Annotated in this window: 21 protein-coding genes; 3 read left to right on the top strand and 18 right to left on the bottom strand. The window is 71.3% G+C overall.

Going from position 1 to position 26236, the window contains the following annotated elements:
* Positions 1 to 411 precede the first annotated feature (411 nt).
* From AC0VYD_RS08990 to AC0VYD_RS08955, 8 genes are all read right to left on the bottom strand, one after another.
* Entirely contained in the window at positions 412 to 1248 is an 837-nt protein-coding gene (locus AC0VYD_RS08990; protein WP_475479436.1) for a shikimate dehydrogenase, read from the bottom strand.
* A complete protein-coding gene (gene mltG, locus AC0VYD_RS08985; protein ID WP_475479435.1) occupies positions 1248 to 3632 on the bottom strand; it encodes an endolytic transglycosylase MltG in 2385 nt (794 codons plus the stop codon). The genes AC0VYD_RS08990 and mltG overlap by 1 nt, the downstream gene beginning before the upstream one ends.
* Positions 3629 to 4117 (bottom strand): Holliday junction resolvase RuvX, encoded by a 489-nt coding sequence (gene ruvX, locus AC0VYD_RS08980; protein WP_191273587.1) that lies wholly within the window; start codon positions 4115 to 4117, stop codon positions 3629 to 3631. Before ruvX ends, mltG begins: the two co-directional genes overlap by 4 nt.
* Positions 4118 to 4626: 509 nt before the next feature.
* Positions 4627 to 7293, bottom strand: coding sequence for an alanine--tRNA ligase (gene alaS / locus AC0VYD_RS08975; RefSeq protein WP_475479434.1), 2667 nt, complete (start codon positions 7291 to 7293; stop codon positions 4627 to 4629).
* Positions 7294 to 7639: 346 nt separating this feature from the next.
* Positions 7640 to 8227: a hypothetical protein gene (locus AC0VYD_RS08970; protein ID WP_473040561.1), complete on the bottom strand. Its 588-nt coding sequence runs from the start codon at positions 8225 to 8227 to the stop codon at positions 7640 to 7642.
* Positions 8228 to 8395: 168 nt separating this feature from the next.
* On the bottom strand, positions 8396 to 8953 hold the full coding sequence (locus AC0VYD_RS08965) for a hypothetical protein (RefSeq protein ID WP_475479433.1): 558 nt from the start codon (positions 8951 to 8953) through the stop codon (positions 8396 to 8398).
* Positions 8954 to 9079: 126 nt separating this feature from the next.
* Positions 9080 to 9358, bottom strand: coding sequence for a hypothetical protein (locus AC0VYD_RS08960; protein ID WP_475479432.1), 279 nt, complete (start codon positions 9356 to 9358; stop codon positions 9080 to 9082).
* Positions 9355 to 9747, bottom strand: a complete 393-nt coding sequence (locus tag AC0VYD_RS08955; RefSeq protein ID WP_191273577.1) for a DUF948 domain-containing protein — start codon at positions 9745 to 9747, stop codon at positions 9355 to 9357. The genes AC0VYD_RS08960 and AC0VYD_RS08955 overlap by 4 nt, the downstream gene beginning before the upstream one ends.
* 403 nt (positions 9748 to 10150) lie before the next feature.
* Between AC0VYD_RS08955 and AC0VYD_RS08950 the strand changes: the two genes are divergently transcribed.
* Entirely contained in the window at positions 10151 to 11719 is a 1569-nt protein-coding gene (locus tag AC0VYD_RS08950) for a protein kinase (protein ID WP_475479431.1), read from the top strand.
* A 79-nt stretch (positions 11720 to 11798) separates the two neighbouring features.
* Here AC0VYD_RS08950 and AC0VYD_RS08945 read toward each other — a convergent pair whose 3' ends face one another.
* Entirely contained in the window at positions 11799 to 13133 is a 1335-nt protein-coding gene (locus tag AC0VYD_RS08945; RefSeq protein ID WP_475479430.1) for a replication-associated recombination protein A, read from the bottom strand.
* A gap of 51 nt (positions 13134 to 13184) precedes the next feature.
* Positions 13185 to 15221, bottom strand: a complete 2037-nt coding sequence (locus AC0VYD_RS08940) for a SpoIIE family protein phosphatase (RefSeq protein ID WP_475479429.1) — start codon at positions 15219 to 15221, stop codon at positions 13185 to 13187.
* Between the two features lie 577 nt (positions 15222 to 15798).
* Between AC0VYD_RS08940 and AC0VYD_RS08935 the strand changes: the two genes are divergently transcribed.
* Positions 15799 to 15939: a hypothetical protein gene (locus AC0VYD_RS08935; protein WP_475479428.1), complete on the top strand. Its 141-nt coding sequence runs from the start codon at positions 15799 to 15801 to the stop codon at positions 15937 to 15939.
* A 135-nt stretch (positions 15940 to 16074) separates the two neighbouring features.
* Here the strand turns inward: AC0VYD_RS08935 and aspS are convergent, their stop codons facing one another.
* A complete protein-coding gene (gene aspS, locus AC0VYD_RS08930; RefSeq protein WP_475479427.1) occupies positions 16075 to 17844 on the bottom strand; it encodes an aspartate--tRNA ligase in 1770 nt (589 codons plus the stop codon).
* Positions 17845 to 18017: 173 nt separating this feature from the next.
* Positions 18018 to 18695, bottom strand: coding sequence for an MBL fold metallo-hydrolase (locus tag AC0VYD_RS08925; RefSeq protein WP_475480223.1), 678 nt, complete (start codon positions 18693 to 18695; stop codon positions 18018 to 18020).
* 461 nt (positions 18696 to 19156) lie between these two features.
* Between AC0VYD_RS08925 and AC0VYD_RS08920 the strand changes: the two genes are divergently transcribed.
* A complete protein-coding gene (locus AC0VYD_RS08920) occupies positions 19157 to 20389 on the top strand; it encodes a DUF349 domain-containing protein (RefSeq protein ID WP_475479426.1) in 1233 nt (410 codons plus the stop codon).
* 84 nt (positions 20390 to 20473) lie between these two features.
* On the opposite strand, the gene AC0VYD_RS08915 is transcribed toward AC0VYD_RS08920, so the two are convergent.
* From AC0VYD_RS08915 to gmk, 6 genes are all read right to left on the bottom strand, one after another.
* Positions 20474 to 21382, bottom strand: a complete 909-nt coding sequence (locus AC0VYD_RS08915) for a hypothetical protein (protein WP_475479425.1) — start codon at positions 21380 to 21382, stop codon at positions 20474 to 20476.
* A gap of 127 nt (positions 21383 to 21509) precedes the next feature.
* Positions 21510 to 22169: a hypothetical protein gene (locus AC0VYD_RS08910; RefSeq protein ID WP_475479424.1), complete on the bottom strand. Its 660-nt coding sequence runs from the start codon at positions 22167 to 22169 to the stop codon at positions 21510 to 21512.
* 157 nt (positions 22170 to 22326) lie between these two features.
* Positions 22327 to 23520, bottom strand: a complete 1194-nt coding sequence (gene metK, locus AC0VYD_RS08905) for a methionine adenosyltransferase (RefSeq protein WP_191273764.1) — start codon at positions 23518 to 23520, stop codon at positions 22327 to 22329.
* 309 nt (positions 23521 to 23829) lie between these two features.
* On the bottom strand, positions 23830 to 25023 hold the full coding sequence (gene coaBC, locus AC0VYD_RS08900; RefSeq protein WP_475480222.1) for a bifunctional phosphopantothenoylcysteine decarboxylase/phosphopantothenate--cysteine ligase CoaBC: 1194 nt from the start codon (positions 25021 to 25023) through the stop codon (positions 23830 to 23832).
* 147 nt (positions 25024 to 25170) lie between these two features.
* Positions 25171 to 25437, bottom strand: coding sequence for a DNA-directed RNA polymerase subunit omega (gene rpoZ / locus AC0VYD_RS08895; RefSeq protein WP_191273558.1), 267 nt, complete (start codon positions 25435 to 25437; stop codon positions 25171 to 25173).
* Positions 25438 to 25550: 113 nt separating this feature from the next.
* Positions 25551 to 26141: a guanylate kinase gene (gmk, locus tag AC0VYD_RS08890; RefSeq protein ID WP_475479423.1), complete on the bottom strand. Its 591-nt coding sequence runs from the start codon at positions 26139 to 26141 to the stop codon at positions 25551 to 25553.
* Between the last annotated feature and the right edge of the window lie 95 nt (positions 26142 to 26236).

Here is a 26236-nt window from a genome sequence, read left to right as displayed (position 1 = left end):
CGGGGCTCTGTGCTGATGAGACCCCTCCCTAGCTTTCTCGGATTACCTGGGACCGGCCGTCCACCGTGTGGTGGTCGGCCTGTTCGACCGGGTCGCCCGTGCTTGTTCAGGCCACCCGCCCGCGTTGGGATCTCACCAAAAAGCGAAAACCCCGCCAGCGTGTGCAAGCGGGGTGATCCGACCGGATGTTCACGACGGAGACCCCGCACGTTCCGCGGACACCCCTGCAGGGGAGGCCGGCGAACACGGCGCGGTACGCCCATCGTCTGACCGGGACCCACACGGGCGGGGCCCGGTAGGTGGGAGGATCATCTCCGCTTGCGGCTGCCGGTGTGCGGAGCACACCGGACCAAGTCGATTACGTCCAATATAGCAGGGCCCGGCGACCGGCTGACCACCGAGCCCTCCGGGTCAGGAACCAGCCGGCGCGGAGCGCCGGGCCAACTCCGCCTCGCCTGCGGCCCGCATCGCCCCGACCGGGACGTCCTCGGTCCCGGTCATCAGCCTCACCTGGGCGACGGCCTGGTGCAGCAGCATCGGGAAACCGCCGACAACGCGTCCGCCGCGGGCCGCCACCGCCCCGGCGGCCACGGTGGGCCAGGGGTCGTAGATCACATCGAACAGGTCGGCCCGGGAGGCCGCGAGCTGCTCGGCGTGCGCGTCCGCCGCCCCCGAGGGCAGGGTGGAGAGTACGAGGTCCACGTCCAGGTGCCGGGCGATCTCCGCCAGCGGCGCCACCCGTACCGGACGGCCCAGGCGCTCGGCCGCCGCGGTGACCTCGCCGGTGCGCGCGGTGTCGCGGGCCAGGACTGTGACCGGTCCGGGTGTGCCCAGTTCCCGCAGAGCCGCGAGGGCGGAGGCCGCGGTGGCTCCCGCGCCCAGGACGACCGCGTCGCGCGGGGTGCCGGCCCCGGCCTCGGCCAGGGCCTCGGCGATCCCCGCCACGTCCGTGTTACGGGCCGCCCAGCCCGTGCCCCGCCGGACGAGGGTGTTGGCCCCGCCGACCGCCGCGGCCAGGTCCTCGACCTCGGCGGCCAGCTCCATGGCCCGGCGCTTGAGCGGCATGGTCAGGGAGAGCCCGGCCCACTCGGCCGGGTCCAGCCCGTCGAGGAAGGGCGCCAGCCCCTTCTCGTCGCATTCGAACAACCCGTAGGACCAGTCCCGCAGCCCCATGGCCGCGTAGGCCGCGGAGTGCAGGACAGGTGAGAGGGAGTGGGCCACCGGCGAGCCCAGGACCGCGGCGCGCATCAGTCCCCGCCACCGCCCCAGGTCTCCTCGAAGCGCTCCTTGAGGACCTCGAACTCCTCGTGGGTCTCGGCGAACTCGGTGACGCCGTTCTCCGGGTCGGTGGCCACGAAGTACAGCCACTCGCCCTCGGCCGGCTCCAGGGCCGCCTCGATGGCGTCCTGCCCCGGGGCCACGAACGGCCCAGGGATGAGACCGGGCTTGTGATAGGTGTCGAACCCGCTGGTGTCGGCCTCACAGGCGGCCAGCTGCTCGCTGTTGAGCGCGATGCCGTACTCCCCGATCGCGTAGAAGCACGTGCTGTCCATCTGGAGCGCCATGTCGATGTCCAGGCGGTTGTGGACCACCCGGGAGATCTTGGGCATGTCCTCGGTTCCGCCGCTCTCGGCCTGGACGATGGAGGCGATCGCCATGATCTCGTTGGCGTCGTAGCCGAGCGCGGCGGCCCTGCCCTCCAGCTCGACCTCCGCTGCCACCTGCCGGTGCTGGGTGACCATGGTGCGCAGCATCGACAGGGCCTCGGTTCCGGGCTCGAACTCGTACGTGGCCGGGAACAGGTAGCCCTCGGGGCCCTCCGTCGCGTACTCGGGCAGGCCGAGCTCGTCCGTCTGGGCGTAGGCCTCCTGGAGTTCGTCCAGGGTCAGGCCCGTGTTGTCGGCCAGGTGCTCCAGAACCTGTTCGGAGCGCAGGCCCTCCCGGATGGTGATCCCTCCGCCGAGCCTGTTCGCCGGGTCGAGCAGGGCCGTCACCGCGCTCTGGCCGCTCATGTTCTCGGCCAGGGAGTAGGTGCCGGGCACCAGGCCGTCACCCAGCTCCTCCTCGGGCATCGCGTCGAGCGCGTTGGTGAAGGCCCGCACGCTGGCGACGACGTCCTGGTCCACCAGGCGCTGGGCGATGGCGGTGCCGCTCTCGCCCTCCTCGATGGTGAAGACGACCTCGCCCTCGCCCTCGCCCGAGTGGTCGGCCGGGAACACGTAGGTGCGCATGACCCCGTAGCCGCCGCCGGCCACCACGAGCAGCAGGACCAGGGCGAGCAGGATCATCAGGCCCTTGCTCCTGCGCCTGCGGGGTCTGCCCGCGGCGCGCCGGGCCGCCTGTGCGGCCTTGGCCCTCCTGGCTCGTTTGCGATTGGCGCGGCTGTTCCCGTAGGCGGCCGCGATGTCCTCCAGCCGCTCCTCCTCGTAGAGGTCCTCCTCGTCCTCGGCCTCGTCCTCCACCGGGGGCCCGGGGTCGGGTGCGCCGCGGCGGGAACGGCGGGCGCGGCGGCGGCCGCCGCGCCGACCGGCGGGTTCCTCCTCCGGCGGGGCCTCGAAGGAACCGGTGTCGCGCGCGGGCTCCTCCTCGGGCTCGGGCGGGTCCGCGGGGGCCTCGGCGAATGAGCCGGTGTCGGCGGGTTCCTCGGCGGCCGCGCGGCGGGCACGGCGACGGCCACCGCGCCGACCGGCGGGTTCCTCCTCCGGCGGAGGCGAGGCGCGGAACGCGCCGGTGTCGGCGGGTTCCTCGGCGGCCGCGCGGCGGGCACGGCGACGGCCGCCGCGCCGACCGGCGGGTTCCTCCTCCGGCGGGGCCTCGAAGGAACCGGTGTCGCGCGCGGGCTCCTCCTCGGCCCCCCTGGCCCGTTTGCGACGAGCGCGGCGGCCCCGGGGCTCCTCCTCGGGCTCGTCGGCCAGGAAGGCGGGGACCGGTTCGTCGGGGTCGTCGTCCCAGAGGGACGAGCGCGGCTCGGCCGGTTCCTCGGCGCGGGCGCGCCGGGCCCTGCGGGGCGGTTCCTCGTGGGAGGGCTCCCCGGCCTGGCCGTACCCGCGCTCGCCGGGACCGCCTGCGCCGCCGAAGGCCGCGGGGTCACCAGGGTCGCCGGGGGCAGTGGGGGTGCTGGGGGCGCCGCCCAGGTTGGCCAGGGCGGCGAGCGCCTCCTGGGTCGGGTCGCCGCCCGGGCGCTGATGGCTACCGGTGTCCGAGGGGGAAGCCGCCCCGGACCGCTGGGGGTCCTGTCCCCCGCCGCGGGCGGCGCGGCTGCCCCGTAGCGCTTCGGCCGCGCCCGACCTCCGGGGCGGCGCCGTCGGCCGCTCGCCGGTCCACGGCGCCTCGTCCACGGGCGGTTCGGCCCTGCGGCGGCGCCCGGGCCGACCCTGCGGGTCGAACTCCCCGGAGGGCGGGGAGGCGTACCGGGGGGTGCGGAACTCCCCGGTTGAGGGTCCGGTGTGTCCGAACTCACCGGGGCCCGGCTGCTCCGGCCAGGGGGCGGACGGAGGTTCCGGGCGTGCGCGGCGCCCGCGCGGCGGCGGCTGCGCGGGCAGCGGGTCGGACAGCGGGTCGTAGTCGTAACCGCCTTCGCGGTCGGCACGCCCACGATAGGGATTGTCGGGGTAGTCATCCCTGTCGTTCATGAGTCTCCCTGGCTGGAGCGGACGATCTCGCCCGGGGGATGGCCTGTTGACCGTTCCTGGTCCAAAGCGCTCTGGAGGAGGACCGTGGCGGCTGCCTGGTCGATGACCGAGCGGCGGGCCCTGCCGCCCTTGGCGCCCTTCTTGCCGAAGGAGGCACCGGAGAGGAGCTGGCCCTGGGCGGTCACGGTGGTGAGTCGTTCGTCTACCAACCGGACGGGCACGGGGTGCAGGAGCTTGGCGAGCGTACCGGCGAACTCCCGGGCGGACCTGGCGGCCGGCCCCTCGCCGCCGGACAGCGAGGCGGGGTAGCCCACGACGACCTCGCGCGCCTCGCGCTCCAGGACCAGCAGGGCGATCCGCTGGATGTCGCCCCTGCCGCGCGGGACGGTCTCCACCGGGCTGGCGAGCATACCGCCGGGGTCGCTCGCCGCGACCCCGATGCGGGCGTTGCCTGGGTCGACGGCCAGGCGCACACCGTTCCTCAAGAGGACGTCTCCCCCGGACCGGGGACGGTTCGCGGGCGGGCTGTGCCAGTACGGGCACGGCACCGCGGCTGGGAAATCCTCAACACGGTGGTCCTGTTCATCAGCGTGGATCGCGGGCTGGGCCGTGCAGAGAGCCGTGTGCTCGGCCGTGACGCGCCACAGTATGCCCGATTCGATGACGGTGCGCAGAATCGCTGTCCGTCACCTGCGTGGGTGTGCTCCGCCGGGGGCCGCGGCGCTCCGTGTCGGGCGGGCCGCGACGGGGCCCGGATCTGGGCACGTACCGTCAGAGTGTAGGCCACTCCGGTGGGACGTTGGGGCACCCCCGGGCGCCGTGGCACGGCTCCGCCCGGTACGGCGGGCCGCGGCACGGCCCCGATCCGGCCGGAACCGGCCCCCGCGGCGCGGCGACGGGCCGCGGTTGGGCCGACGACAGCGGGTGTGGAGCCTCGCGGCCCCACACCCGTCACCGTCGTCTCACCGGCCGCCCCGAGGGGTCGACCCCGCTGCTAGGCCGAGGCGACGCGCGCCTCCACGGCGCGCAGGGCCTCGTCCACCTTGCTCGCGTCACTGCCGCCGCCCTGGGCGATGTCCGGCTTGCCGCCGCCACCGCCGCCGAGGGCGCGGGCCGCGATCCCCACGAGCTCGCCCGCCTTGATCCCGGCCTTCTGCGCGGCCTTGTTCGCGGCGATCACCACGACGGGGCGGTCCTTGGGCACCGCCGTCATCGCCACGACCACGGGCTCGTCCTCCCCGAGGCGGCCGCGTACGTCGAGCACCAGCTTGCGCAGGTCGTCGCCGCTGGCGCCCTCCGGCGCCCCGGTGGCCACCACCAGGGCCGAACCGTGGCGGCGCGCGCCCGCCGCGATCTCGCCGGCGGCCTGGAGCACCTGCGCGGCGCGCAGCTTCTCGATCTCCTTCTCCGCGGTGCGCAGTCGGGAGACCATCGAGTCGATCCGCTCGGGCAGCTCCTCACGCGGCGTCTTGAGCTGCTCGGAGAGCTGGCCGACCAGAGCCGACTCCTTGGACAGGCGCTTGAACGCGTCCACGCCCACGGCCGCCTCGACGCGGCGCACACCCGAGCCGATGGAGGACTCCCCCAGCAGTTTGACGATGCCCAGCCTGCTGGTGGACCCGACGTGCGTGCCACCGCAGAGCTCGACCGAGTAGTCGCTCATCTCCACGACCCGCACCCGGTCGCCGTACTTCTCGCCGAACATGGCCAGGGCGCCCATCTTCAGCGCCTCGTCCAGGCCCTTTTCCTCGGTCCGGACCTCGATGTCGCCGGCGAGGACGGTGTTGACCTCCTCCTCGACCTCGGCCAGGCGCTCCCCGCCCAGCGCGTTGTCGGCGGTGAAGTCGAACCGCAGCTGGCCGGGCCGGTTCTCCGAACCCGCCTGTCCGGCCGAGGGGCCGAGCGTGTTGCGCAGCGCCGAGTGGATGAGGTGGGTGGCCGAGTGGGACCGCTCGATCGCGTGGCGGCGCCCGGTGTCGATCTCCGCGTGCACGGTGTCGTCCAGGACGATCTCGCCCGAACGGACGGTGCCCCGGTGCACGAACAGGCCCGGGAGCGGCTTCTGGACGTCCTCGACCTCCACCGTGCCGCGCCCGTCCACCGACAGGGTGCCGGTGTCGGCGAGCTGACCGCCGCTCTCGGCGTAGAACGGGGTGCGGTCCAGGACGATTTCGACCCTGTCGCCGGTGCGCGCGGCCGGGACCCCGACCCCGTCCACGACGATGCCCTTGACGTGCGACTCGCTCTCGGAGTCGGTGTAGCCGAGGAAGTCGGTGTTCCCGGCCTTCTCGTGCATCTGGGCGTACAGGGAGATGTCCGCGTTGCCGAGCTTCTTGGCCTTGGCGTCGGCCTTGGCCGTGTCCTTCTGGCGCTGCATGAGCTCGCGGAAGGACCCCTCGTCCACGCTCAGTCCCTGTTCGGCGGCCATCTCCAGGGTGAGGTTGATGGGGAAGCCGTAGGTGTCGTGGAGCTGGAAGGCGTCCGCGCCGGAGAAGACGGTGCCGCCCGCGGCGCGGGTGCGCTCCGCGGCGCGCCCGAAGAGCGTGGTGCCCGCGCGCAGGGTGTCCGCGAAGTTGCGCTCCTCGTTGTCGATGACCCCGTGGATGACCTCGGCCTTGTCCAGCAGGTCGGGGTAGATGTCCTTCATCGCGTCGATGCTGACCTCGGTCAGCTCGTGCAGGAAGAAGGACTCGGTGCCCGAGAGCAGGCGCAGGTTGCGGATGGAGCGGCGCAGGATGCGGCGCAGGACGTACCCGGCCTTCTCGTTGCCGGGCTTGACGCCGTCGCCGACGAGCATGACGGCGCTGCGCACGTGGTCGGCGACCACGCGGAGCATCACGTCGTGCTCGTTGTTGTCGCCGTAGGAGGTGCCGGTCAGCTCCGCGGCCCGGTTGAGCACCCGGCCCATGATGTCGGTCTCGTAGATGTTGTCGACGCCCTGCAGGACCGCCGCCAGACGCTCCAGGCCCAGACCGGTGTCGATGTTCTTCTTGGGCAGGTCGCCGAGGATCGGGTAGTCCTTGCCACTGCCCTCACCCCGCTCGTACTGCATGAAGACGAGGTTCCAGATCTCGATGTAGCGGTTCTCGTCCGCCTCCGGGCCGCCCTCGACGCCGTACTCGGGGCCGCGGTCGTAGAAGATCTCGGAGCAGGGGCCGCAGGGGCCGGGCACGCCCATGTCCCAGTAGTTCTCGTCCATGCCCATGCGCTGGATGCGCTCGGGGCGGACACCGACCTCGTCGCGCCAGATCCGGGCGGCCTCGTCGTCGTCGAGGTAGACGGTCACCCACAGCTTCTCCGGGTCGATCCCGAAACCGCCCTGGTCGACCGGGCTGGTGACGAGCTCCCACGCCAGCGGGATCGCCTTCTCCTTGAAGTAGTCGCCGAAGGAGAAGTTGCCCAGCATCTGGAAGAAGGTGGCGTGCCGGGAGGTCTTGCCGACCTCCTCGATGTCCTTGGTGCGGATGCACTTCTGGACGCTGGTGGCGGTGCTGTAGGAGGGCGTGCGCTGACCCAGGAAGTAGGGCTTGAAGGGGACCATGCCTGCCGGAACCAGCAGCAGGGTGGGATCCTCGGCGATCAGGCTTGCCGAGGGCACCACGGTGTGTCCGTTCTTCTCGAAGAAACTGAGGAAGCGGCGCGCGATCTCTGCCGTCTCCATTGATGCCCTCCTGTGCTTGGCTCCGCCGACTGGCGGCGGGGTTGTCCCTGGGTGGGACCGTGGTCACGCGTGGTCGATAGGGGCCCATCGTAGAGGGAACCGCCACGCCTGCGCGCATGGTTTGCTGTGGCCGCCGGGACCCGCACCGTTTAGGACAACGGCGGTGGTCCGGCCATTCCAAGGCTATCGCCGCCGACTACCGGCGGATCCGCGCGGAGGCCGCTGCGGCCGGGGCCCGGGCGAACGCGGGCCCCGGCGCGGGAACGCCGAAGGGCCCGGCGTGAGCGCCGGGCCCTGGCTGCCGGTACCGCGCTCGCCGCCGGGCCGACGGGAGCCGCGGGCCGTTCTAGGCGGTGGCGTAGTAGGCACGCACCTGCTGAACGAACATGAGGCCGATCATCGTGCCGTGGAAGAGGAGCGGAATGATCATCAGGAAGCCCCCCGTGATGATCAGGAACACCAGGATCAGGGCAGCGACGATGTTGAAGGCGACGACACCCCAGTAGAGCCCGGTCTTGCGGCGGCCCATCATGGCCGCGAGCGTAATCGAGGCGATGCCGTAAACGAGCGGGATCAGGGCGAAGAGGAACCCGAGTGCGGCGAAGACGCTGCTGAGGCCCGCGCTCTGGAGCTCCATCACGAGCTCGTCGCCCGCGACCAGGAAGGCGAAGCCGATGAGCAGACCGAAGATGACGCCGAATGGGCCGCCGATGAACATCAGGACCCGGACCGCAATGGCGGCGCCCGGGAGCGAGGTGGGCGTGCCCGGAGCCGCGCCGTACTGGGGCGGGGGCGGGACCGGGCCGCCCGGAGCGCCGTAGGGCTGACCGGCCGCGGGTCCCTGGGGGTAGCCGTAGCCGCCCTGCTGGGGGTACTGCGGCTGCTGGCCCTGGCCGGGGGGCTGGTGGGGGTCGGGGGAAGACGAGGGATGCACTGTGGTCCTCTCTGAGGAGACTGGGGGACGGCGGAGAAATCCTACCGATGCGGGCAGGTGCTGGCCGGGACGTGGCGAAACCCGCTGTCGGCGGCCCGGCCCCGCTCGTGGGGCCGGGCCGCCCCGGAGCGCCGGGGGCTCAGGTCGGCCCGCCGGCACCCGGGCCCGTCAGTACCCGGTGTAGGGGTTGACGGGCCGGGGGCCGTAGTAGGCGCGGGTGACGGGGAGCACCATCAGGACGATCATGCCGACCGCGAAGAGCAGCGGGAGGACCCCCAGGAAGCCGCCGGTGGCGACGCCGAAAACCAGCGAGAGGGCGGCCAGTGCCTGGAAGACGACGGTCATCCACAGGATCACCGGGCTGCGCCGGCCCAGGAACGAGGCCAGGGCGGTGGACACGAACCCGTACAGGAACATGATGCCGCCCATGATCGCCATCACGATGGCGACCTCCCCGGGGCTGACGTAGGTGCCCGATGTCTGGACGCCCTCGGCGAAGCCCTGGGAGAACTCGTTGTCACCACCGGCCAGGAGCGCCACCGCCAGGAGGAGCCCGCCGAAGATCAGGCCGGTGACACCCCCGATGAACATGAGCACCCGGACGGTGATGGCGGTCCCGGGCATCTTGTCGGACTGCTGCGGCGCACCGGGGAACCCGGGCGGGCCCTGCTGGTAGGGGCCCTGGCCACCGGGGACTGGGCCGTAGGGCTGTTCGGGCGGGTACATGGCTTTTCCTCCATCATTGACTGGTTCGTCAACCGTACAGACGCACGCTGGAGGAAACCGGTTCGCCCTGGTGACGTCACAGTTTTGACCAGCCCTGTTGCGTCCCGCAGCCGTGGCGTTCAGCGGCTACCCGTGTCCGGGGAGTTCCCCCGGTGAGGCGTCGGCGGAGCGAAGGGGCCGGTTCCCGGGCGCGTAGCGGCGCAGCATCTCGGCCTCTTCCCGGCGCACCGCCTCGGCGAGGTCCTCGTTGAGCTCCTGGAGGGCTCCCCGGTACTCGCTGACCCGTCCCTCGACCCTGTCCGCGATACCGCCGGGGGTCAGGGCGTTGCGGGCCCGGTTGACGCGGTGGACCACGTAGCCGCCGAGCGCGGCGCCCGCGGCGAGGTAGAACAGTCTGCCGATCACCGGTTCTCCCTCCGCCTGCGGCCGCGCATCACGGCCAGGGCCTTGCGGCGCCCCAGGACCTGGCGGACCGCGTAGGAGAACGAGGCGACCCTCACCAGCGGGCCGGTGAACACCGACCGGGTCAGCGCGGTCATGGTGGAGACGTCCTCCGAGGAGGCCTGCACGTTGGCGGTGATCTCCTCGACCCGCTCCAGCGAGGTGTTGGTGCGTTCCACCGTGGAGGCCACGTCGTCCAGCAGCGGCGGGGTGCGGTCCCCCAGTTCCGAGACGACCTTCGTGGTCTCGTTGATGAGCTTGATCAGTTTGACGAGCGCCACGCACATGAACGTGGCCAGCACCGCCCAGACCACCGCGGCGACGAGCGCGGCGACCTCTCCTCCGGTCAGCATGAAGGCTCCGTAGGGCAGATAGAGGGTTGCTTCGAGGGTGTGTGAACGGTCGCGGCACGCGCGGGGCGCGCACCGGCACCGCGGGGCGGGTACGGGGGGCCAGCGACTGCGCCGGGTCGGGTCTCCCGAGCCGTGTCCGCCGCCCCCGCCGGCGGGGCCGAGGCAGTCGGTTTCGGCTGACCCTATCGCGTCCTCCCCACGGACGTGCGGGCACGCCACGGTACGGCCTGCCGGTGAGCCCGGTCACGTGCAGGGCGCGCTCGGGCACTCCCTGGCCGGTGGGGACCTCGGGGATCGACGGAAGCAGGCGTCTTCCGGGAGAATCACTACAGAGCGGGAACTTCACTACGATGTCCGGACACCTCAGCCGCTCATTGGCCTCAGAAGCACCGACAGGACACGCATGAGCCCTCGTTCTCCCCGAGAGATCTCCGTACTGGTACCACCGGACCTGGCCCCCCTCTACCCCGACGATCCGGCACGGATCGGCCCCTACCTCGCCCTGGGACGCCTGGGGCAGGGCACCACCGGTACCGTCTACGCCGCGGTGGACACCTCCTCCACCACCGCGGGTGACCGACTGGTCGCCGTGAAGGTACTCCGGTCCCCCGAACTGGAGTCACCCGACGTCTACCCCGCCCTCGCCCAGAGGCTGCGCAACCTGTCCTCCGTCGACCCCCAGCGGGTGGTCGCCCCCCTGAACTTCGACGCGGACGCCAACCCGCCGTGGCTGGCCATGCCCTACCTCGCCGGCCAACGGCTCTCCCACTACGTGACCAGACGGGGCGGCCTCGGCACCGGGAAGCTGATCGCTCTGGCCATCGGGCTGGCGGAGGGGTTGTCGGCCCTGCACGCACGCGGAGTGGCGCACGGTTCGCTGCGGCCCAGCGAGGTCCTCCTGGAGTCGCACGGTCCGCACATCATGGAGTGCGCCGTCGCCGCGGACTCCGAGCGGCTGCGCGGTTCGGGGGCCACGTGGCTGAGCCCCGAGCGCTATCGGGGCGGTGTGGCGACCCCGGCCGCGGACGTCTTCGCCTGGGGCGCCGTCGTGGCGTTCGCCGGGACCGGGCGGCTGCCCTTCGGCACCGGCGAGCCAGAGGAGATCTCCCAGCGGGCGGCCTCCGGCTCCTTCTCCCTGGACGGCCTGGCCAAGGGCCTGCGTCCGGTGGTGGGCCGGGCCCTGGACCCGAACCCGGACCAGCGGCCCAGCCTGCGGGAGGTCATCGGCGCGGTCATCGCGGTCTGGCAGGCCGAGAACACCGAGGAGGGGGCGGTCCCCGCACCCGGGGACCGCGAGGAGATCGGACGGATCCTCGAACGCGAGTGGCACGCCGTGGAGCCCGCCCCGCGCGTCCCCGAGGTGATCCGTTTGGAGGGGCGGATGTCCAACCACCGTCCCTCCCGAGCCCTCTTCCTGACGGGTGTGGTGGCGGTGGCCGGCGTGCTCATCGGCGGCGGCTCCTGGGGGATCGCCCAGGTGGTCGGCGGCGGCGCCGAGGCCGGTCCGGTGGCGGAGGAGGTCCCGGAGGAGCCGGAGGAGACCGCCTCGGAGGAAGAGGAGGACCCGCGCACCCTGGTCGTCCGCTTCGACCCCGCCGAACAGGAGGAGCCGGAGGACGGGGACGGGGAACGGGTGTGGGTGTACACCCCGGTCACCCGGGACGACGAGATCCCGCGCAACCAGGGGATTCCGAGCCACGAGGCCTGGGCCGAACAGTGGGAGGAGGCCGGGGAACCGGGTCAGGCCGTCATCCGGACCGACGCCGAGGTGCTGTGCGCCAGGTTCTGTGCCGCGCCCGAGCACGTCTTCCTCGACGAGGAGGCGCGCGGTACCTGGGAGCTGAGCGGGAGCGACTTCATCGACTACCTCTCCTGGGGACCGGTGATGATCGTGGAGATCACCTTCGCCGAGGACCAGGGGGGTGAGGGGCCCCGCGAGGTGGTGGAGGTCGTCGAGCTGTTCTCCGACTGAACCGCGGCCCGGAGCGCGGCCCGCCGGGGCCCCGGCGGGCCGCGCGTGTTCCCCCGGCCCCGGGGCGCCCGCCGGTCCCCTAACCGCCGCCCTTGAGGACGCTCCTGATCCGCTGGAGGACCTCGGTGAACCGCCGTTCGGTCCCGTGCTGGGTGGGGCGGTAGTACTCGCGCTCGGTGAGCCCCTCGGGGGCGTGCTGCTGCGGAGCGACCCCGCCCGGGTAGTCGTGGGCGTAGCGGTAGCCCTTGCCGTGTCCGAGATCGGCGGCGCCCTTGTAGTGGCCGTCGCGCAGGTGCGGCGGGACCGGACCGGCCCGTCCCGCGCGCACGTCCGCCATCGCCTCGTCGATGGCGGTGATGACCGCGTTGGACTTGGGGGCCAGGCTGATGTGGATGACCGCCTGCGCCAGGTTGATGCGTGCCTCGGGCATGCCGATGAGCTCCACCGCCTGGGCCGCCGCGACCGCGGTCTGCAGGGCCGTGGGGTCGGCCATCCCCACGTCCTCGCTGGCGTGCACGACCAGGCGCCGGGCGATGAAGCGGGGGTCCTCTCCCGCCTCGACCATGCGTGCCAGGTAGTGCAGGGCGGCGTCGGGGTCGGATCCGCGCATGCTCTTGATGAAGGCGCTGATGACGTCGTAGTGCTGGTCGCCGGAGCGGTCGTAGCGCACGGCGTGGCGGTCGACGGCACGTTCGACGTGGTCGGCGGTGATCTCCACGGGTTCGGCGCCCACCGGGCCGGAGACCAGCGCGGCGGCCTCCAGGTAGGTCAGGGAACGGCGCCCGTCTCCCCCGGCCAGGCGGATGAGGTGGTCGCCGCCCTCCTCCGTGAGGGTGTAGCGGCCGTCCAGCCCGCGCTCGTCGGCCAGCGCCCGCTCGACCAGGGCCCGGACGTCGGAGTCGTCGAGGGACTCCAGGGACAGCAGCAGGGAGCGGGAGAGCAGTGGGCTGACCACGGAGAAGAAGGGGTTCTCGGTGGTGGCGCCGATGAAGCTGACCCAGCGGTTCTCCACCGCGGGCAGCAGGGCGTCCTGTTGGGTCTTGTTGAAGCGGTGCACCTCGTCGACGAAGAGCAGGGTGCGGGTGCCGTGCATACCCATGCGGCGTTTCGCCTCGTCGACCACGGCCCGCACGTCCCTGACCCCGGCGTTGACCGCGGAGAGCTCCACGAACCGGCGCTGGGTGACCCGGCTGACCACGCTGGCCAGGGTGGTCTTCCCGGTCCCCGGCGGCCCCCACAGGAACACGGACATGGGCGCGTCGTCCTCGACCAGGCGGCGCAGCGGGCTGCCCTCGCCCAGGAGGTGGCGTTGGCCCACGACCTCGTCGAGGGAGCGCGGCCGCATGCGTACGGCCAGCGGTTCCTGGCCCTTGGCGGCCTCGGCCCCGGCATCGTCGAACAGTGTTTCGGACACCCACCCAGGGTAGGTGAGGCCGGGGACGCTCCCGGCCGCTTCGGGTGTTCCTCAGCCCGCGTTGACGGGCAGGTTCTCCGGGCTCTCCGCCTGCTCGGGGGGCGGTGTGGCGCGCGGGATCATCCGGGTGACCAGGAGCGCGATGTCGTCGCCCCGGCCCGCGGGCGCCATCTCGGCCAGGACCTGGGCCGCGGCCCTGGGGTTCTCCCCGTGTTCGGCGAGCGCCTCCCCGACCTGGGCCAGCCCGTCCTGCATGGTGACCTCGGAGCTCTCCACGAGCCCGTCGGAGCACAGCAGCAGTGTGGTGCCCGGGGCCAGGACCCGGGTGGTCACGGTGTACTCGGTGTCCGCGAGCACGCCCAGGGGCGGGCCGGTCTCGGGGGACCACAGCTCGTAGGTCCCCCTGGACGCGAGCACGGCGGGGGGCTGGCCCGCCCAGGCCGCCTGCATGACACCGCTCCCCCGGTCCACCACGAGGTAGCCGCAGGTGGCGAAGACGATCTCACCCGTCTCGGTGAGCAGCCGGTTGGTTTCGCCCAGGACCACGCCGGGGTCGGACTGGTTGGTCGCGTAGGCGCGGAAGGCCACGCGGATCTGGCCCATGGCCGCGGCCGCCTCCACCCCGTGGCCCTGCACGTCCCCGACGAGGAGCCCCACCTTGTTGTCGGGGAGCTCGATGACGTCGTAGAAGTCGCCGCAGATCCGCCACTCCGCACGGGAGGGCAGGTACTTGGTGGCGATGTCCATGTCGGGAAAGCTCGCCACCTGTCGGGGCAGCATCCGGCGCTGGACGGCATCGGCCAGTTCGAGCTCGGCCTGCTGGGCCTTGATCCGCTGGAGCGCCTGACCGGCCAGGCCGGCGAAGGTGAGCATGAGTGCGCGTTCGTCGCGGCTGGCGTGGTGGGGCCGGTCCCAGACCATCTGCCACACCCCGAGGGCGATCTTGCCGTCCCCGAAGATCGGCACGGTGGCCCAGGCCTGGCCGCGGACCGAGCGCATCAGTTCGACCGCGGCGGGGAACCGGCTGACGATCTCGGCCCGGCTCTCGAAGAAGCGGGGCTGGCGGTCCTGGATGACCGCGCCCATCGGGAAGTCGGTGTCGTCGGCGCGACGGCCGTCGATGTGCTCCACGTAGCCGCGCTCGCGGGCGCTGGGCGAGGTGCGCAGCAGCCCCTCCTCGACGTAGAGGGCCGCGGCGCCGGTACCGCCGAAGATCGGCAGGAACTCCTCACTGAGCAGGTCCATGACCTTGTCGACGGTGGTGGCCGAGACGAGTTTGGAGGACAGTTCGGTGACCAGGCGCCCGTGTTCGGCCTCGGTGCGGCGGCGGTCGGCGAGCCTGCGCACCAACTGGACGTGCTCGGTGACGTCGTCGACGATCCCCACGAGACGGTCGGGTTGTCCGGGTACGTACCGGGCGCGCACGTGCAGGGAGCGTTCGTCGCCGAGGCGGTCGAAGATCCGGAAGCGCTGCTCGTAGTCGCGTCCGGAGAAGGAGACCGCGATGGCGTCGCGCACGCGGGCCGTGTCGTCCGGGTGGACGCGTTCGAGGATGTGTTCGAGCTCGCGGTCGTCCCCGGCCAGGAGGCCGCCCAGCGGGGTCGGGCCGAAGAGTTCCCGGAGACGGCCGTTGCTGAGGTCCAGGCTCCACAGGACGGAGTCGGAGTTGTCGGTGCGCAGGTCCCCGACCACGCGCAGGTCGGCCTCCTCGGTGGACAGCGTGTGGAAGAGCACGACCGCGCCGGAGGCGGACCCGTGGCCGTCGGTGAGGAGGCGCAGCCCGATCTCCGCCATCCGGGAGGACTTGTCGGTGACCGCCAGGCGCAGGCGGGAGCGGCGGCCCCAGTTACCGGAGAGCGCCTCCCGGTGTGTCCGCGCCCCGTGCTCGACGTCATGGGGTTCCAGGAGCTCGAACCAGGGCCTGCCGGTGAGTTCCGCCTCGTCTGCGCCGAACAGTGCGGTGAGCGCGTGGTTGGCGTGCTGGATCGCGCCGTCGGCCCCGGTGACCGCCATGGGCTCGGGTGCGTGGCGGAACGCCTCCGCGAGAGCGTTCTCGGAGCCACCGCCTGAAGCGCGTTTTCCGTTCACGTATGACTCATCCTCATGTCGGCTCGGACGTCACACCCGCGCTCCGGCGCGGTCACCCCTGGAACGTACCGATTCGGCTCATTGTAGTGTCCGGCGGCGGCCCCGGCCCGGGTGGGAACCGGGGCGGGCGCATCGGCGCCCCGCCCGTCGGCTGCACCGCCTCGTCGGGCACGGACCCTCATGGTCCATCAACGTGACGGGGTAACGGCTGCTTCCGCTCCGGTGGCCGCACCCTACCGACCCCGAGGCGTGAATCGTTACGCTCGTGTGACTCGGCGGCGCAGAAATGCACTCCGCTCCCACATCGCCCCGAATGGGGGCGGTCCCGCTGGTGCACCGTGTTCACTCCAGAACACGTGCGATTCGCGGCGTGGGAGGGTGATTCGCCCCCAACGGTAGGGGATGACGGGCCCGACCGCATCCGAGTGCCATCGACTTCCCCTTTACGGGCGGACTATTTGACCTGTTAATCACCTTTTCTTCGCATTCTGACCGAATGTGGCAAGTTCGAAGTGCGGTTATTACGGGCACCGAACTGTTCAGCCGAGAACTCGTCCGACACCCCCGAGGACTCACCATGCACCCTGCACGCGCCCGCTCCGTGACGGGACGGCTCCTTCACGGCACCACGTGGAACTGGACCTGTCGGCTCTGCACCCACAGCAACCCCGACGACGAGGACATCTGCTGCCAACAGTGCGGAGCGACCAAGCGCTGAACCCCGCCCCGGAACGACGGCGGGGCGGCACCCGGCAGAGCCGTGTGCCGCCCCGTGGAGAACGCTCCCGGCGCAGGGGGGCGGGGTGCCGGGTTCCCGGGCGGACCCGGACCCCGACGCCCCGCCCTCGCGCGTCTACTTCTTCTGCTCCTTCGGCGGAACCACCGGGCGGATGTGCACGTCCTTCAACTGCTGGTCGGAGACGGCCGCGGGGGCACCCATCATCAGGTCCTGCGCGTTCTGGTTGAGCGGGAAGGCGATGGTCTCCCGGATGTTGGGCTCGTCGGCGAGGAGCATCACGATCCGGTCGATGCCGGGGGCGATGCCGCCGTGCGGCGGGGCGCCGAACTTCAGCGCCCTGAGCATGCCGCCGAACTCGGCCTCGACCGCCTCCTTGTCGTAACCCGCGATGTCGAAGGCCCGGTACATGATCTCGGGCGAGTGGTTCCGGATCGCCCCGGAGGACAGTTCCACACCGTTGCAGACGATGTCGTACTGCCAGGCGAGGATGTCCAGCGGGTCCTTGTTCTCGAGCGCGTCCATTCCGCCCTGGGGCATGGAGAACGGGTTGTGGCTGAACTCGATGTGGCCCTCGTCGGAGCGCTCGAACATCGGGAAGTCCACGATCCAGCAGAAACGGTAGACCTTCTCCTCGAAGAGGCCGGCGCGCTTGCTCGCCTCCACACGGACCGGGGCCATGATCCGGTTGATCTCGGCGTCGTCCTCGCTGGCGCAGAAGAACAGGCCGTACCCGGGGCCGGCACCGAGGGTCTGGAGCAGCTCGTCGGTGATCTCGGTGACGAACTTGGCGATGGGGCCGGTCAGCTCGCCGTTCTCGCCGACCTTCAGCCAGGCCAGGCCCTTGGCACCGTTCTCGACCGCGAAGTCGCCGATGCCGTCGAAGAACTTGCGGGGCTTGTCGCCCACCTGGGGCACGGCCAGGGCACGGACCCTCTTGCCCTCGAAGGCGCGGAAGTCGGTCTTGCCGAAGAGCTCGGTGACGTCGAGCATCTTCATCGGCGCACGCAGGTCGGGCTTGTCGGTGCCGTACCACTCAAGGGCGTCGCGGTAGGCGATGCGCGGATAGGGGGAGGTGATCTCCCAGTCCGTGGAGAACTCCCGGAAGACCTCGGTCATGACCTTCTCGATGACCTCGAAGACGTCCTCCTGCTCGACGAAGCTCATCTCCACGTCGAGCTGGTAGAACTCGCCGGGTGAGCGGTCGGCGCGGCTGTCCTCGTCACGGAAGCAGGGGGCGATCTGGAAGTAGCGGTCGAACCCGGCGATCATCAGGAGCTGCTTGAACTGCTGCGGCGCCTGGGGCAGGGCGAAGAACTCCCCCGGGTGCAGGCGCGAGGGCACGAGGAAGTCGCGGGCGCCCTCGGGGCTGGAGCTGGTCAGGATCGGGGTCTGGAACTCGTTGAAGCCCAGTTCCGTCATCTTCTGGCGGATGTAGGCCACCACCTGCGAGCGCAGCATGACGTTGCGGTGCATCCGCTCCCGGCGCAGGTCCAGGAAGCGGTAGGTGAGGCGGCGCTCCTCGGAGGTGTTGTCCTCGGGGAAGACCGTCAGGGGGAGCTCCTCGGTGGTGCCGAGGACCTCCACCTGCGCCGCCTCGATCTCGATCTCACCGGTGGGCAGGTTCGGGTTGACGTTCTCGGCGCTGCGTGCGCTGACCAGCCCCGTGACCTGGATCACCGACTCCTTGGAGATCCGGCTGAGCTCCTCGAACACCGGGGACTCGGGGCGGGCCATGAGCTGCGTGACGCCGTAGTGGTCGCGCAGGTCGACGAAGAGCAGGCCGCCGAGGTCGCGGCGGTTGTGCACCCAGCCAGAGAGGCGCGCTTGCTGCCCGACGTGCTCCTTACGGAGCTGACCACACGAATGAGTCCTGTAACGATGCATGAGTTACCAAGTCCACTAACTACACGGCTGAGCGAGGATGCCGGGAAGCCCGTGACCGGGCCCGGCTGAAGGCATGGCCTGAAGGCATGGCATTGCCCCTTGAACATCTGGAATCCTACCGCCAACGGCACCACCTGGCCTCCTGGTCGAAACGGCGGGGGCGGGCCGGGAGGTCAGCCCGCGACGCCGCGCAGGTACGGGTTGGTGGCGCGCTCACGCCCCACCGTGGTGGCGGGACCGTGCCCGGGCAGGACCTGGGTGTCGTCGCGGCGGGCCAGGACCGCCCTGGCGAGGCTGTCCGTCATTGCGGCGCCGTCACCGCCCGGGAAGTCCGTGCGGCCGACGGACCCGGCGAAGACCAGGTCGCCGGCGAACATCACCGGCACCCCGTCCTCGGTGTACGTGACGTAGACGACCGAACCCGGGGTGTGCCCCGGGGTGTGCTCGACGGTGAACTCCATCCCCGCCAGGGTGAGCACCGCACCGTCCCCGACCTCGACCAGGTGGGTCGGCTCTGGGTGGGGGCCGGGGCCCAGGAGCATCTGCAGTTGGGCGGCGAAACCCGCATCGACTCCGGCGGCGGGCTCGGTGAGCAGACCGCGGTCCGCACCGTGCAGGTGCACCGGGATGCCATGGCGGTCACCGAGTTCGGCGGCCGACCAGACGTGGTCGAAGTGTCCGTGGGTCAGCAGGACGGCGGTCGGGGTGAGCCCGTGTTCGGCCAGGGCCCCGGCCACCTGGGGGGCGGCGTCCTGGCCCGGGTCCACGATGACGCAGTCGCCGCCCGGGGCCGGTGCGAGCACGTAGCAGTTCGCGGAGAGGGGCCCGGTGGGAAGTGCGGCGATGAGCACGGCGGAGGTCATCCTGTCCTGGTGGTTTTCACTGGCCACGGGGGGCGCCCGAAGACGGCCGGGCCACGTGCCCCCGGCCGCAGAGCCTACCGAGCCGGATCGGGACGGGCGAACCGGTGGCTTCTCGGCGAACGCGTTTGATCACCATTCGATCACCGCGCGCGCCCGGGCTCTTTGCCAAAGCGCGTGGTAGTGCCATATTGGTCACCGTCGTCGTGTACACCGAGGTCTTCGACCTGTGCCTCCCTTTTCGGGGCGGGTGCCGAACCCGGCCGACGGCACGACAGCGGGAGCAGACCTCTCGATCTGCGTTGATGTGAGACACGGCGCGTCGTTGTCCGCCGAAACGTATGGATATCGTGCTGGTGCACGGTGGTTCCCATCACGAACAGGCACGGATGCCGCCGCGACGACCCGAACCCGACCCCGACCGGCCGGGTTCATGACAGCAGGAGGACACGGTGACCACGGACCCTTGGGGCCGCGTAGACGAAGACGGCACGGTCTATGTGCGCACAGGCGAAGGCGAACGGGTCGTCGGATCCTGGCAGGCGGGCGCACCAGAGGAGGCCCTGGCCTTCTTCCGACGCAAGTACGACTCCCTGGTCACCGAGGTGGAGTTGCTGGAGAAACGGCTCCGCAGCACGGACCTGTCCGCCACCGCGGCGATGGCCAACATCGACAAGCTGCGCACGGCGGTCAAGGACGCGAACGCGGTGGGTGACCTGGACTCACTGTCCCGGCGACTGGACAAGCTGGCCGACCGCGCCGAGGAGCGCAAGGTCGAGCAGAAGCAGGCCCAGGAGCAGGCCCGCAGCCAGGCCCGTGAGATCAAGGAGCGGATCGTCGCCGAGGCCGAACGCGTCGCGGTGGAGACCACGCACTGGAAGTCCGGCGGCGAGCGCATGCTCCAGCTCATCGAGGAGTGGAAGAAGGCCCCCCGGGCCGACCGCCCCACCGAGCAGGCCCTGTGGAAGCGCATGTCCGCGGCCCGCAACTCCTTCTCCAAGCGGCGCAAGACCTACTTCGCCAATCTGGACCAGCAGCGCGAGGGCGTGCGCGCCGAGAAGGAGCGCATCGTCTCCGAGGCCGAGGCCCTCTCGAACTCCACGGACTGGGGGCCCACCGCCCGGGCCTACCGGGACCTGATGCAGCGGTGGAAGGCCAGCGGCCGCGCCGACCGGAGCAGCGAGGACAAGCTGTGGGCCCGTTTCAAGGCCGCCCAGGACGTCTTCTTCGACGCGCGCAACGCGACCTTCGCCGAACGCGACGCCGAACTGCGGGTCAACGCCGAGGCCAAGGAGCGCATCCTGGCGGAGGCCAGGGACGAGATCCCGGGTATCTCCGACCCGCGCCGTGCCCGCGCCCGCCTGCGTGACTTCCAGGAGGCCTGGGAGGAGGCCGGTGAGCTGCCCCGGGACGTACGGGACCAGCTGGAGGGCGCGTTCCGGCAGATCGAGGACGGTGTGCGCCGGGCGGAGGACGCGGAGTGGGAGCGCACCAGCCCCGAGGCACGTGCCCGTGCCAAGGACACCGTCGACCAGCTGTCGACGGCGATCGCCGGGCTGGAGGCCAAGCTGGAGAAGGCCAGGGCCGCCGACGACGCCCGCCGGATCAAGGAGCATGAGGCCGCTCTGGAGGCCCGCCGCTCCTGGTTGGCCGAGGCGGAGAAGGCTCTTGACGAGATGAGCTGACGCTCCGCAGGAAAGGCCGAGGGCCGCACCCCCGAGCAGGGGTGCGGCCCTTTCGCGCTCTCGGGCCGGTCGTGGCCGGGGGCGCTAGCTGTCGTCCTCCTCCGTGGCGGGACGGCGGCGACCGATCACCATGGCGCCGATACCGGTCAGGGCCGCCAGGAGGCCGCTCACCGCCGGGACCGCGGCGGACGCACCGGTCTGCGCGAGGACGGGCTCGGCATCGTGTTCGGGGGCCTCGTGCTTGGGGTGCTCGGGCCGGTCATGGTCGTGGCCGTCGTGGCCGTCGTGGCCGTCGTGACCGTCGTGACCGTCGTGGCCATCGTGGCCGTCCTTGCCGTCCTTGCCGTCCTTGCCGTCCTTGCCGTCCTTGCCGTCCTTGCCGTCCTTGCCGTCCTTGCCGTCCTTGCCGTCCTTGCCGTCCTTGCCGTCCTTGCCGTCCTTCCCGTCCTTCCCGTCCTTCCCGTCCTTCCCGTCCTTCCCGTCCTTCCCGTCCTTCCCGTCCTTGCCGTCGTGGCCATCGTGACCGTCGTGACCGTCGTGACCGTCGTGACCGTCGTCGCCGTCGTGACCGTCGTCGCCGTCGTACCCATAGGACTTGCCGGGCTTGTCCCCGCCGAGCTTGCCGGGCTCGCTCTCAGCCGAGACCCCGGTGCTCTCGGCGAGATCCTCCGCAGGGGCCGGAGCGGGCTCCTGGGGAACCTCAACGGGCTCCACCGGGCGCGTCGGCTGCTCCGGCATCGTGTTCTCGACGACCTGGGGAAGCTCGACCTGCACCGGGCCAGCAGGGGCCGTGTCCGCCGGGACGACCGGCTGGGTGACCGACTCGACGGCCTGCTCGGCACGGAGGGTGTCGTCGGCGAGTGCCGGGGCCATCCCCCACAGGAACGGGGCCACGATCGCGGCGCTTGCGGAGACAGCGGCCATGCGGATCAGGCTGCGGGCGCTGACGGTGGATTCGGGTGCCTTGGGCGTGTACTTGGAGCAATAGTTCATACGAGGATTGTGCACAGATCACTACTCAAAGTGACTAAGCAGCGTCAGCAAGTCCCGGAAAAAAGTAGTAAACCGCCGATACACGCCGATGGGCCGCATCCTCTCGAATGCGGCCCATCGGCCCGGCCTAGCGGTGCGCGTCCAGATGATAGACGGGTGCCCGCTCCGACAGAGCCCCGACATCGACCACGGGATCCGGACCGGGACCACCGGGCGCCTCCGCCACCGGACGCGGCTTTCTCGTGCCCCGGTAGCGCAGAAAACCGCCGACGGCGACCGCGGCGGAGAGGACGAGGAGCAGCACAGCCGCAACCCAGGCGAACGGCAGTACGCGATGGACCCGGTGCACGGAGGAGGCGCAGGAGGCGAGTTCGGCCCCGGCCCCCGGACGCAGACACACGGTGGTGACCGGCTGTCGGCCCCGCTCGGGCGCCTCGGTGATCTCGGCAGCCACCGAGAGAACGGCGCGCTCACCCGGCTCCAGGGGCTGGTCCCACTCCGCCCGCCCCGCCTCGACCCCCTCGGGGGCGCCCGAGACGTAGCGCATCGAGGGCGGCAGGTACTGCACGACCCGGGCCCCGGGCACGGCCTCGTACCCGGCGTTGCGCACCCTGATCGTGTACTCCACCCGGTCACCGGCACGGAGCGGTTCCTCCGCCCGCTCCTGGACGGTGACGTACAGGTTTCCGGCTCCAGGAACCGGCCCCTCGTCCTCCTGCACCGGCTGCCCGGGCGCCGCGATCAACGCGGCCAAACCAACTGCCGACACCACCGCTGACACGGCCATGGTGCTCCCCCTCCGCACGGCGGCACAACTAATGACTTTCTGTATTTATTTAATAACAAAAAGTAGTCATACTGGGCGCGTGCCATGCGGAGTCCCCGAACACACCGAAGGCGGGCGGCCGCGCACGGCCACCCGCCCCGGACGGATTCGTCCCCGGTCAGAGCCCCACGAACGACCGCAGCGCAGCGGCGCGGTCGGTGCGCTCCCAGGTGAACTCCGGCAGCTCACGGCCGAAGTGGCCGTAGGCGGCCGTCTTGGAGTAGATCGGGCGCAACAGGTCGAGGTCGCGCACGATGGCGGCGGGACGCAGGTCGAAGACCTCCTTGACCGCCTTCTCGATCAGCTCCGGAGCCACCTTCTCGGTGCCGAAGGTCTCGATGAACACACCCACCGGGTGCGCCTTGCCGATCGCGTAGGCCACCTGGACCTCGGCACGCTCGGCCAACTCCGCGGCGACGATGTTCTTCGCGACCCATCGGGTGGCGTAGGCCGCGGAGCGGTCCACCTTCGACGGGTCCTTGCCGGAGAAGGCGCCGCCGCCGTGGCGGGCGTAACCGCCGTAGGTGTCGACGATGATCTTGCGGCCGGTCAGACCGGCGTCGCCCATCGGACCGCCGATCTCGAAGCGACCGGTCGGGTTGACCAGGAGTCGGTAGTCGTCCGACTCCAGACCGTAGGCGGCCACGACCGGCTCGATGACGTGCTCCCGGATGTCCGGGGTCAGCATCTCCTCGAGGTGGATGTCCGCGGAGTGCTGACTGGAGACCACGACGGTGTCCAGGCGGACCGGGGTCTGGCCCTCGTACTCGACGGTGACCTGGGTCTTGCCGTCGGGCCGCAGGTAGGGAACCGTGCCGTTGCGGCGCACCTCGGAGAGCCGCTCGGAGAGCGCGTGCGCCAGCTTGATCGGCAGCGGCATGAGCTCGGGGGTCTCACGGTTGGCGTAGCCGAACATCAGACCCTGGTCACCAGCGCCCTGCCGGTCGAGGACGTCCTCCTCGTGCTCGACACGCGCCTCGTAGGCGGTGTCGACGCCCTGGGCGATGTCCGGGGACTGTGCGTCGATGGAGACGTTGACCCCGCAGGAGTCACCGTCGAACCCCTTGGCGGAGGAGTCGTATCCGATCTCGAGGATCTTCTCGCGCACGATGGCGGGGATGTCGACATAGGTCTGAGTGGTGACCTCACCCGCGATGTGGACCTGACCGGTGGTGATCAGCGTCTCGACCGCGACCCGACTGCTGGGGTCGCTGGTGAGCATCGCGTCGAGGATCGCGTCACTGATCTGGTCGGCCATCTTGTCGGGATGGCCTTCGGTGACCGACTCGGAGGTGAAAAGGCGGCGGGACACGTTGCGTGACTCCTTGCAGCGGCTGCTGGCTGACATGTGTCGGGCGGTTTCGCTCCTCCACGGCTCCTGCCGGGGCGGCAATACCGACCGACGCGGTTGGTTATTCGTCCACTGTAACCGGACTGGTGGGGGTGGGCGCCCACTGCTCGGCCTCGTCAGCCGTGCGCGGACACCCGAAGGAAGTGTGTCGTACTCAGCGGTAGGAATCCAGCGTGGCGAGCAGGAGATTTACCTCCCCTCCGCCTCAGGCCGACCGTGGGCCGTGTACCCGCCGCACTGGCCCGGTCCGGGCGGGCCGTCGGCCGGTGCTCAGTCCGGGAGCCGTTCGGCCACCAGGTCCCACACCCGGTCGGCGAGGTCCTCCTTGGGGCCCGTGGGGACGTCCACGACGGTTCCGTCGGCGCCCAGGACGGTCGCCTGGTTGTCGTCGGTACCGAAGGCCCTCCCCCCACCGACCTGGTTGACCACGAGCAGGTCACAGCCCTTCCGGGCCAGTTTGGCCCGGCCGTTGGAGATCACGTCGTCGGTCTCCGCGGCGAAGCCCACGATGGTCTGGGCGAGCCCCTCCCTCTCCCGGGAGGCGACCAGCCCGGCCAGGATGTCGGGGTTCTCCGCCAGTTCGATGGGGGCCGGCGCCGCACCGGACTTCTTGATCTTGGAGGCGACGCTGTTCACCGGGCGGAAGTCGGCGACCGCGGCGGTCATCACCACCGCGTCGGCACCGGTCCGCTCGGCCTCCACCGCCTCGGCCAACTCCACCGCCGACCCCACTCTCACCAGGCGTACGCCTGCGGGGTCGGGCAGGCTGACGTTGGCGGCGACCACGGTCACGTCGGCGCCACGGGCGGCGGCGGTCCGTGCCAGGGCGTACCCCTGCCGCCCCGAGGAGTGGTTGCCGATGAAGCGGACCGGGTCGATGGCCTCGCGGGTGCCCCCGGCGGAGATCAGCACGCGCTTACCGGTGAGGTCGGGTTCCACGGACCCGCGGCGGAGCACGAGACGGGCGGCCTCGAACAGGGCCGCGGCCTCCGGCAGCCGCCCGCGCCCGCTGTCGGCACCGGTGAGGCGGCCCACGGCCGGATCCAGGACCAGGGCTCCGCGCGAGCGCAGCGTCGCCACGTTGGCCCGGGTCGCCGGGTGCTCCCACATCTCGGTGTGCATCGCCGGGGCGAACACGACCGGGCAGCGGGCGGTGAGGAGGGTGTTGGTCAGGAGGTCGTCGGCCAGACCGGCGGCCGCCTTGGCCAGGATGTTGGCGGTGGCGGGCGCGACGAACACGAGGTCGGCCGACTGGCCGATGCGCACGTGCGGAACCTCGTGGACCTGGTCCCACACGCCGGTGTCGACGGGTTGGCCGGACAGGGCGGCCCAGGTGGGCTCACCGACGAAGCGCAGGGCGTCGGCGGTGGGCACGACCCGGACACGGTGGCCCGACTCGGTCAGCCGGCGGAGCAGCTCGCACACCTTGTAGGCGGCGATGCCCCCGCCGACTCCGAGGACCACCTGGGGAACGGATTCTGTGTCACTCACACAAGGAGTTCTACCAGGCCCCCGGCCCGGCGCCTCCCGGGGACCGCCCCCGGGGACGACGGTGCCCCCCGCACGCCCCTGACGGGCGCCGCGGAGGGCACGCGGTGTACCGGAGAGGGATCAGGCGCCCTCGTACGGCTCCGCGGTGAGCAGACCGGACTTGACCTCGCGCAGGGCGATGGACAGGGACTTCTCCTGGACCTGGGTCTCCACCAGCGGGCCGACGTACTCCAGCAGGCCCTCGCCGAGCTGGGCGTAGTAGGCGTTGATCTGGCGGGCCCGCTTGGAGGCCATGGTGACCAGGCTGTACTTGCTGTCGACGCACTCCAGCAGGTCGTCGATCGGCGGGTTGGTGATGCCTTCGGCGACGGGCTCGGTACCAGCCACTTTGTTACCCCCAGGGACGGTCTCCGGCTCGTCGAAAGCCGTGACGTTGGTTGGATGGAACGGTTCTCGGGGCCCGAGGCGGGGCGCCGCAGCCGGGGCCGGCGCGGCCGCTATCACACCTTGGGCGCGGTCATCAACGCTAGCAGCTCGTCGCACACTTCCTGTACGGACGTGTTGACCAGGGTCGTGTCGAATTCCTTCTCCGCGGCCAGCTCGACCTTGGCGACCTCCAGCCTGCGCTGGACGACCTCGTCGGACTCGGTGCCGCGGCCGGTCAGCCTGCGTACCAGCTCCTCCCAGGAGGGCGGTGCGAGGAAGACGTGCAGGGCGTCGTCCATGGAATCGCGCACCTGGCGCGCACCCTGGAGCTCGATCTCCAACAGTACGGGCACCCCTCGGGCGAGCCGTTCCTCGACGGGGCCGCGCGGGGTCCCGTAGCGGTTGCCGGCGAACTGGGCCCACTCCAGGAGCTGGTTCTCGGCGACGAGACGGTCGAACTCCTCGTCGGTGACGAAGTAGTACTGGACCCCGTCCTGCTCACCCGGCCTGGGCTTGCGGGTGGTCACCGACACCGACAGCCACACGTCGGGGGTGACCTGGCGCAGGTGTGCGACGACCGTGCTCTTCCCCACGCCGGAGGGGCCGGAGAGGACGGTCAGCCGCTTCTCGGCCGGTCGGGACTGGTCTGCGGTCTGCGCAGGCATGTGAGATCAGGCTTCCATTCGGCTCTCCGCCGCGCGGTGGGCCGCGGGCGGGCCTGGTGTGCGCTGCCTGGGGCCGGGCTCGCGGTCCGACGCGT

Source organism: Nocardiopsis sp. iso_40 (assembly GCF_056173285.1).
Note: the sequence above shows the minus strand (reverse complement) of the source record. Positions and strands in the feature narration are given on the sequence as shown.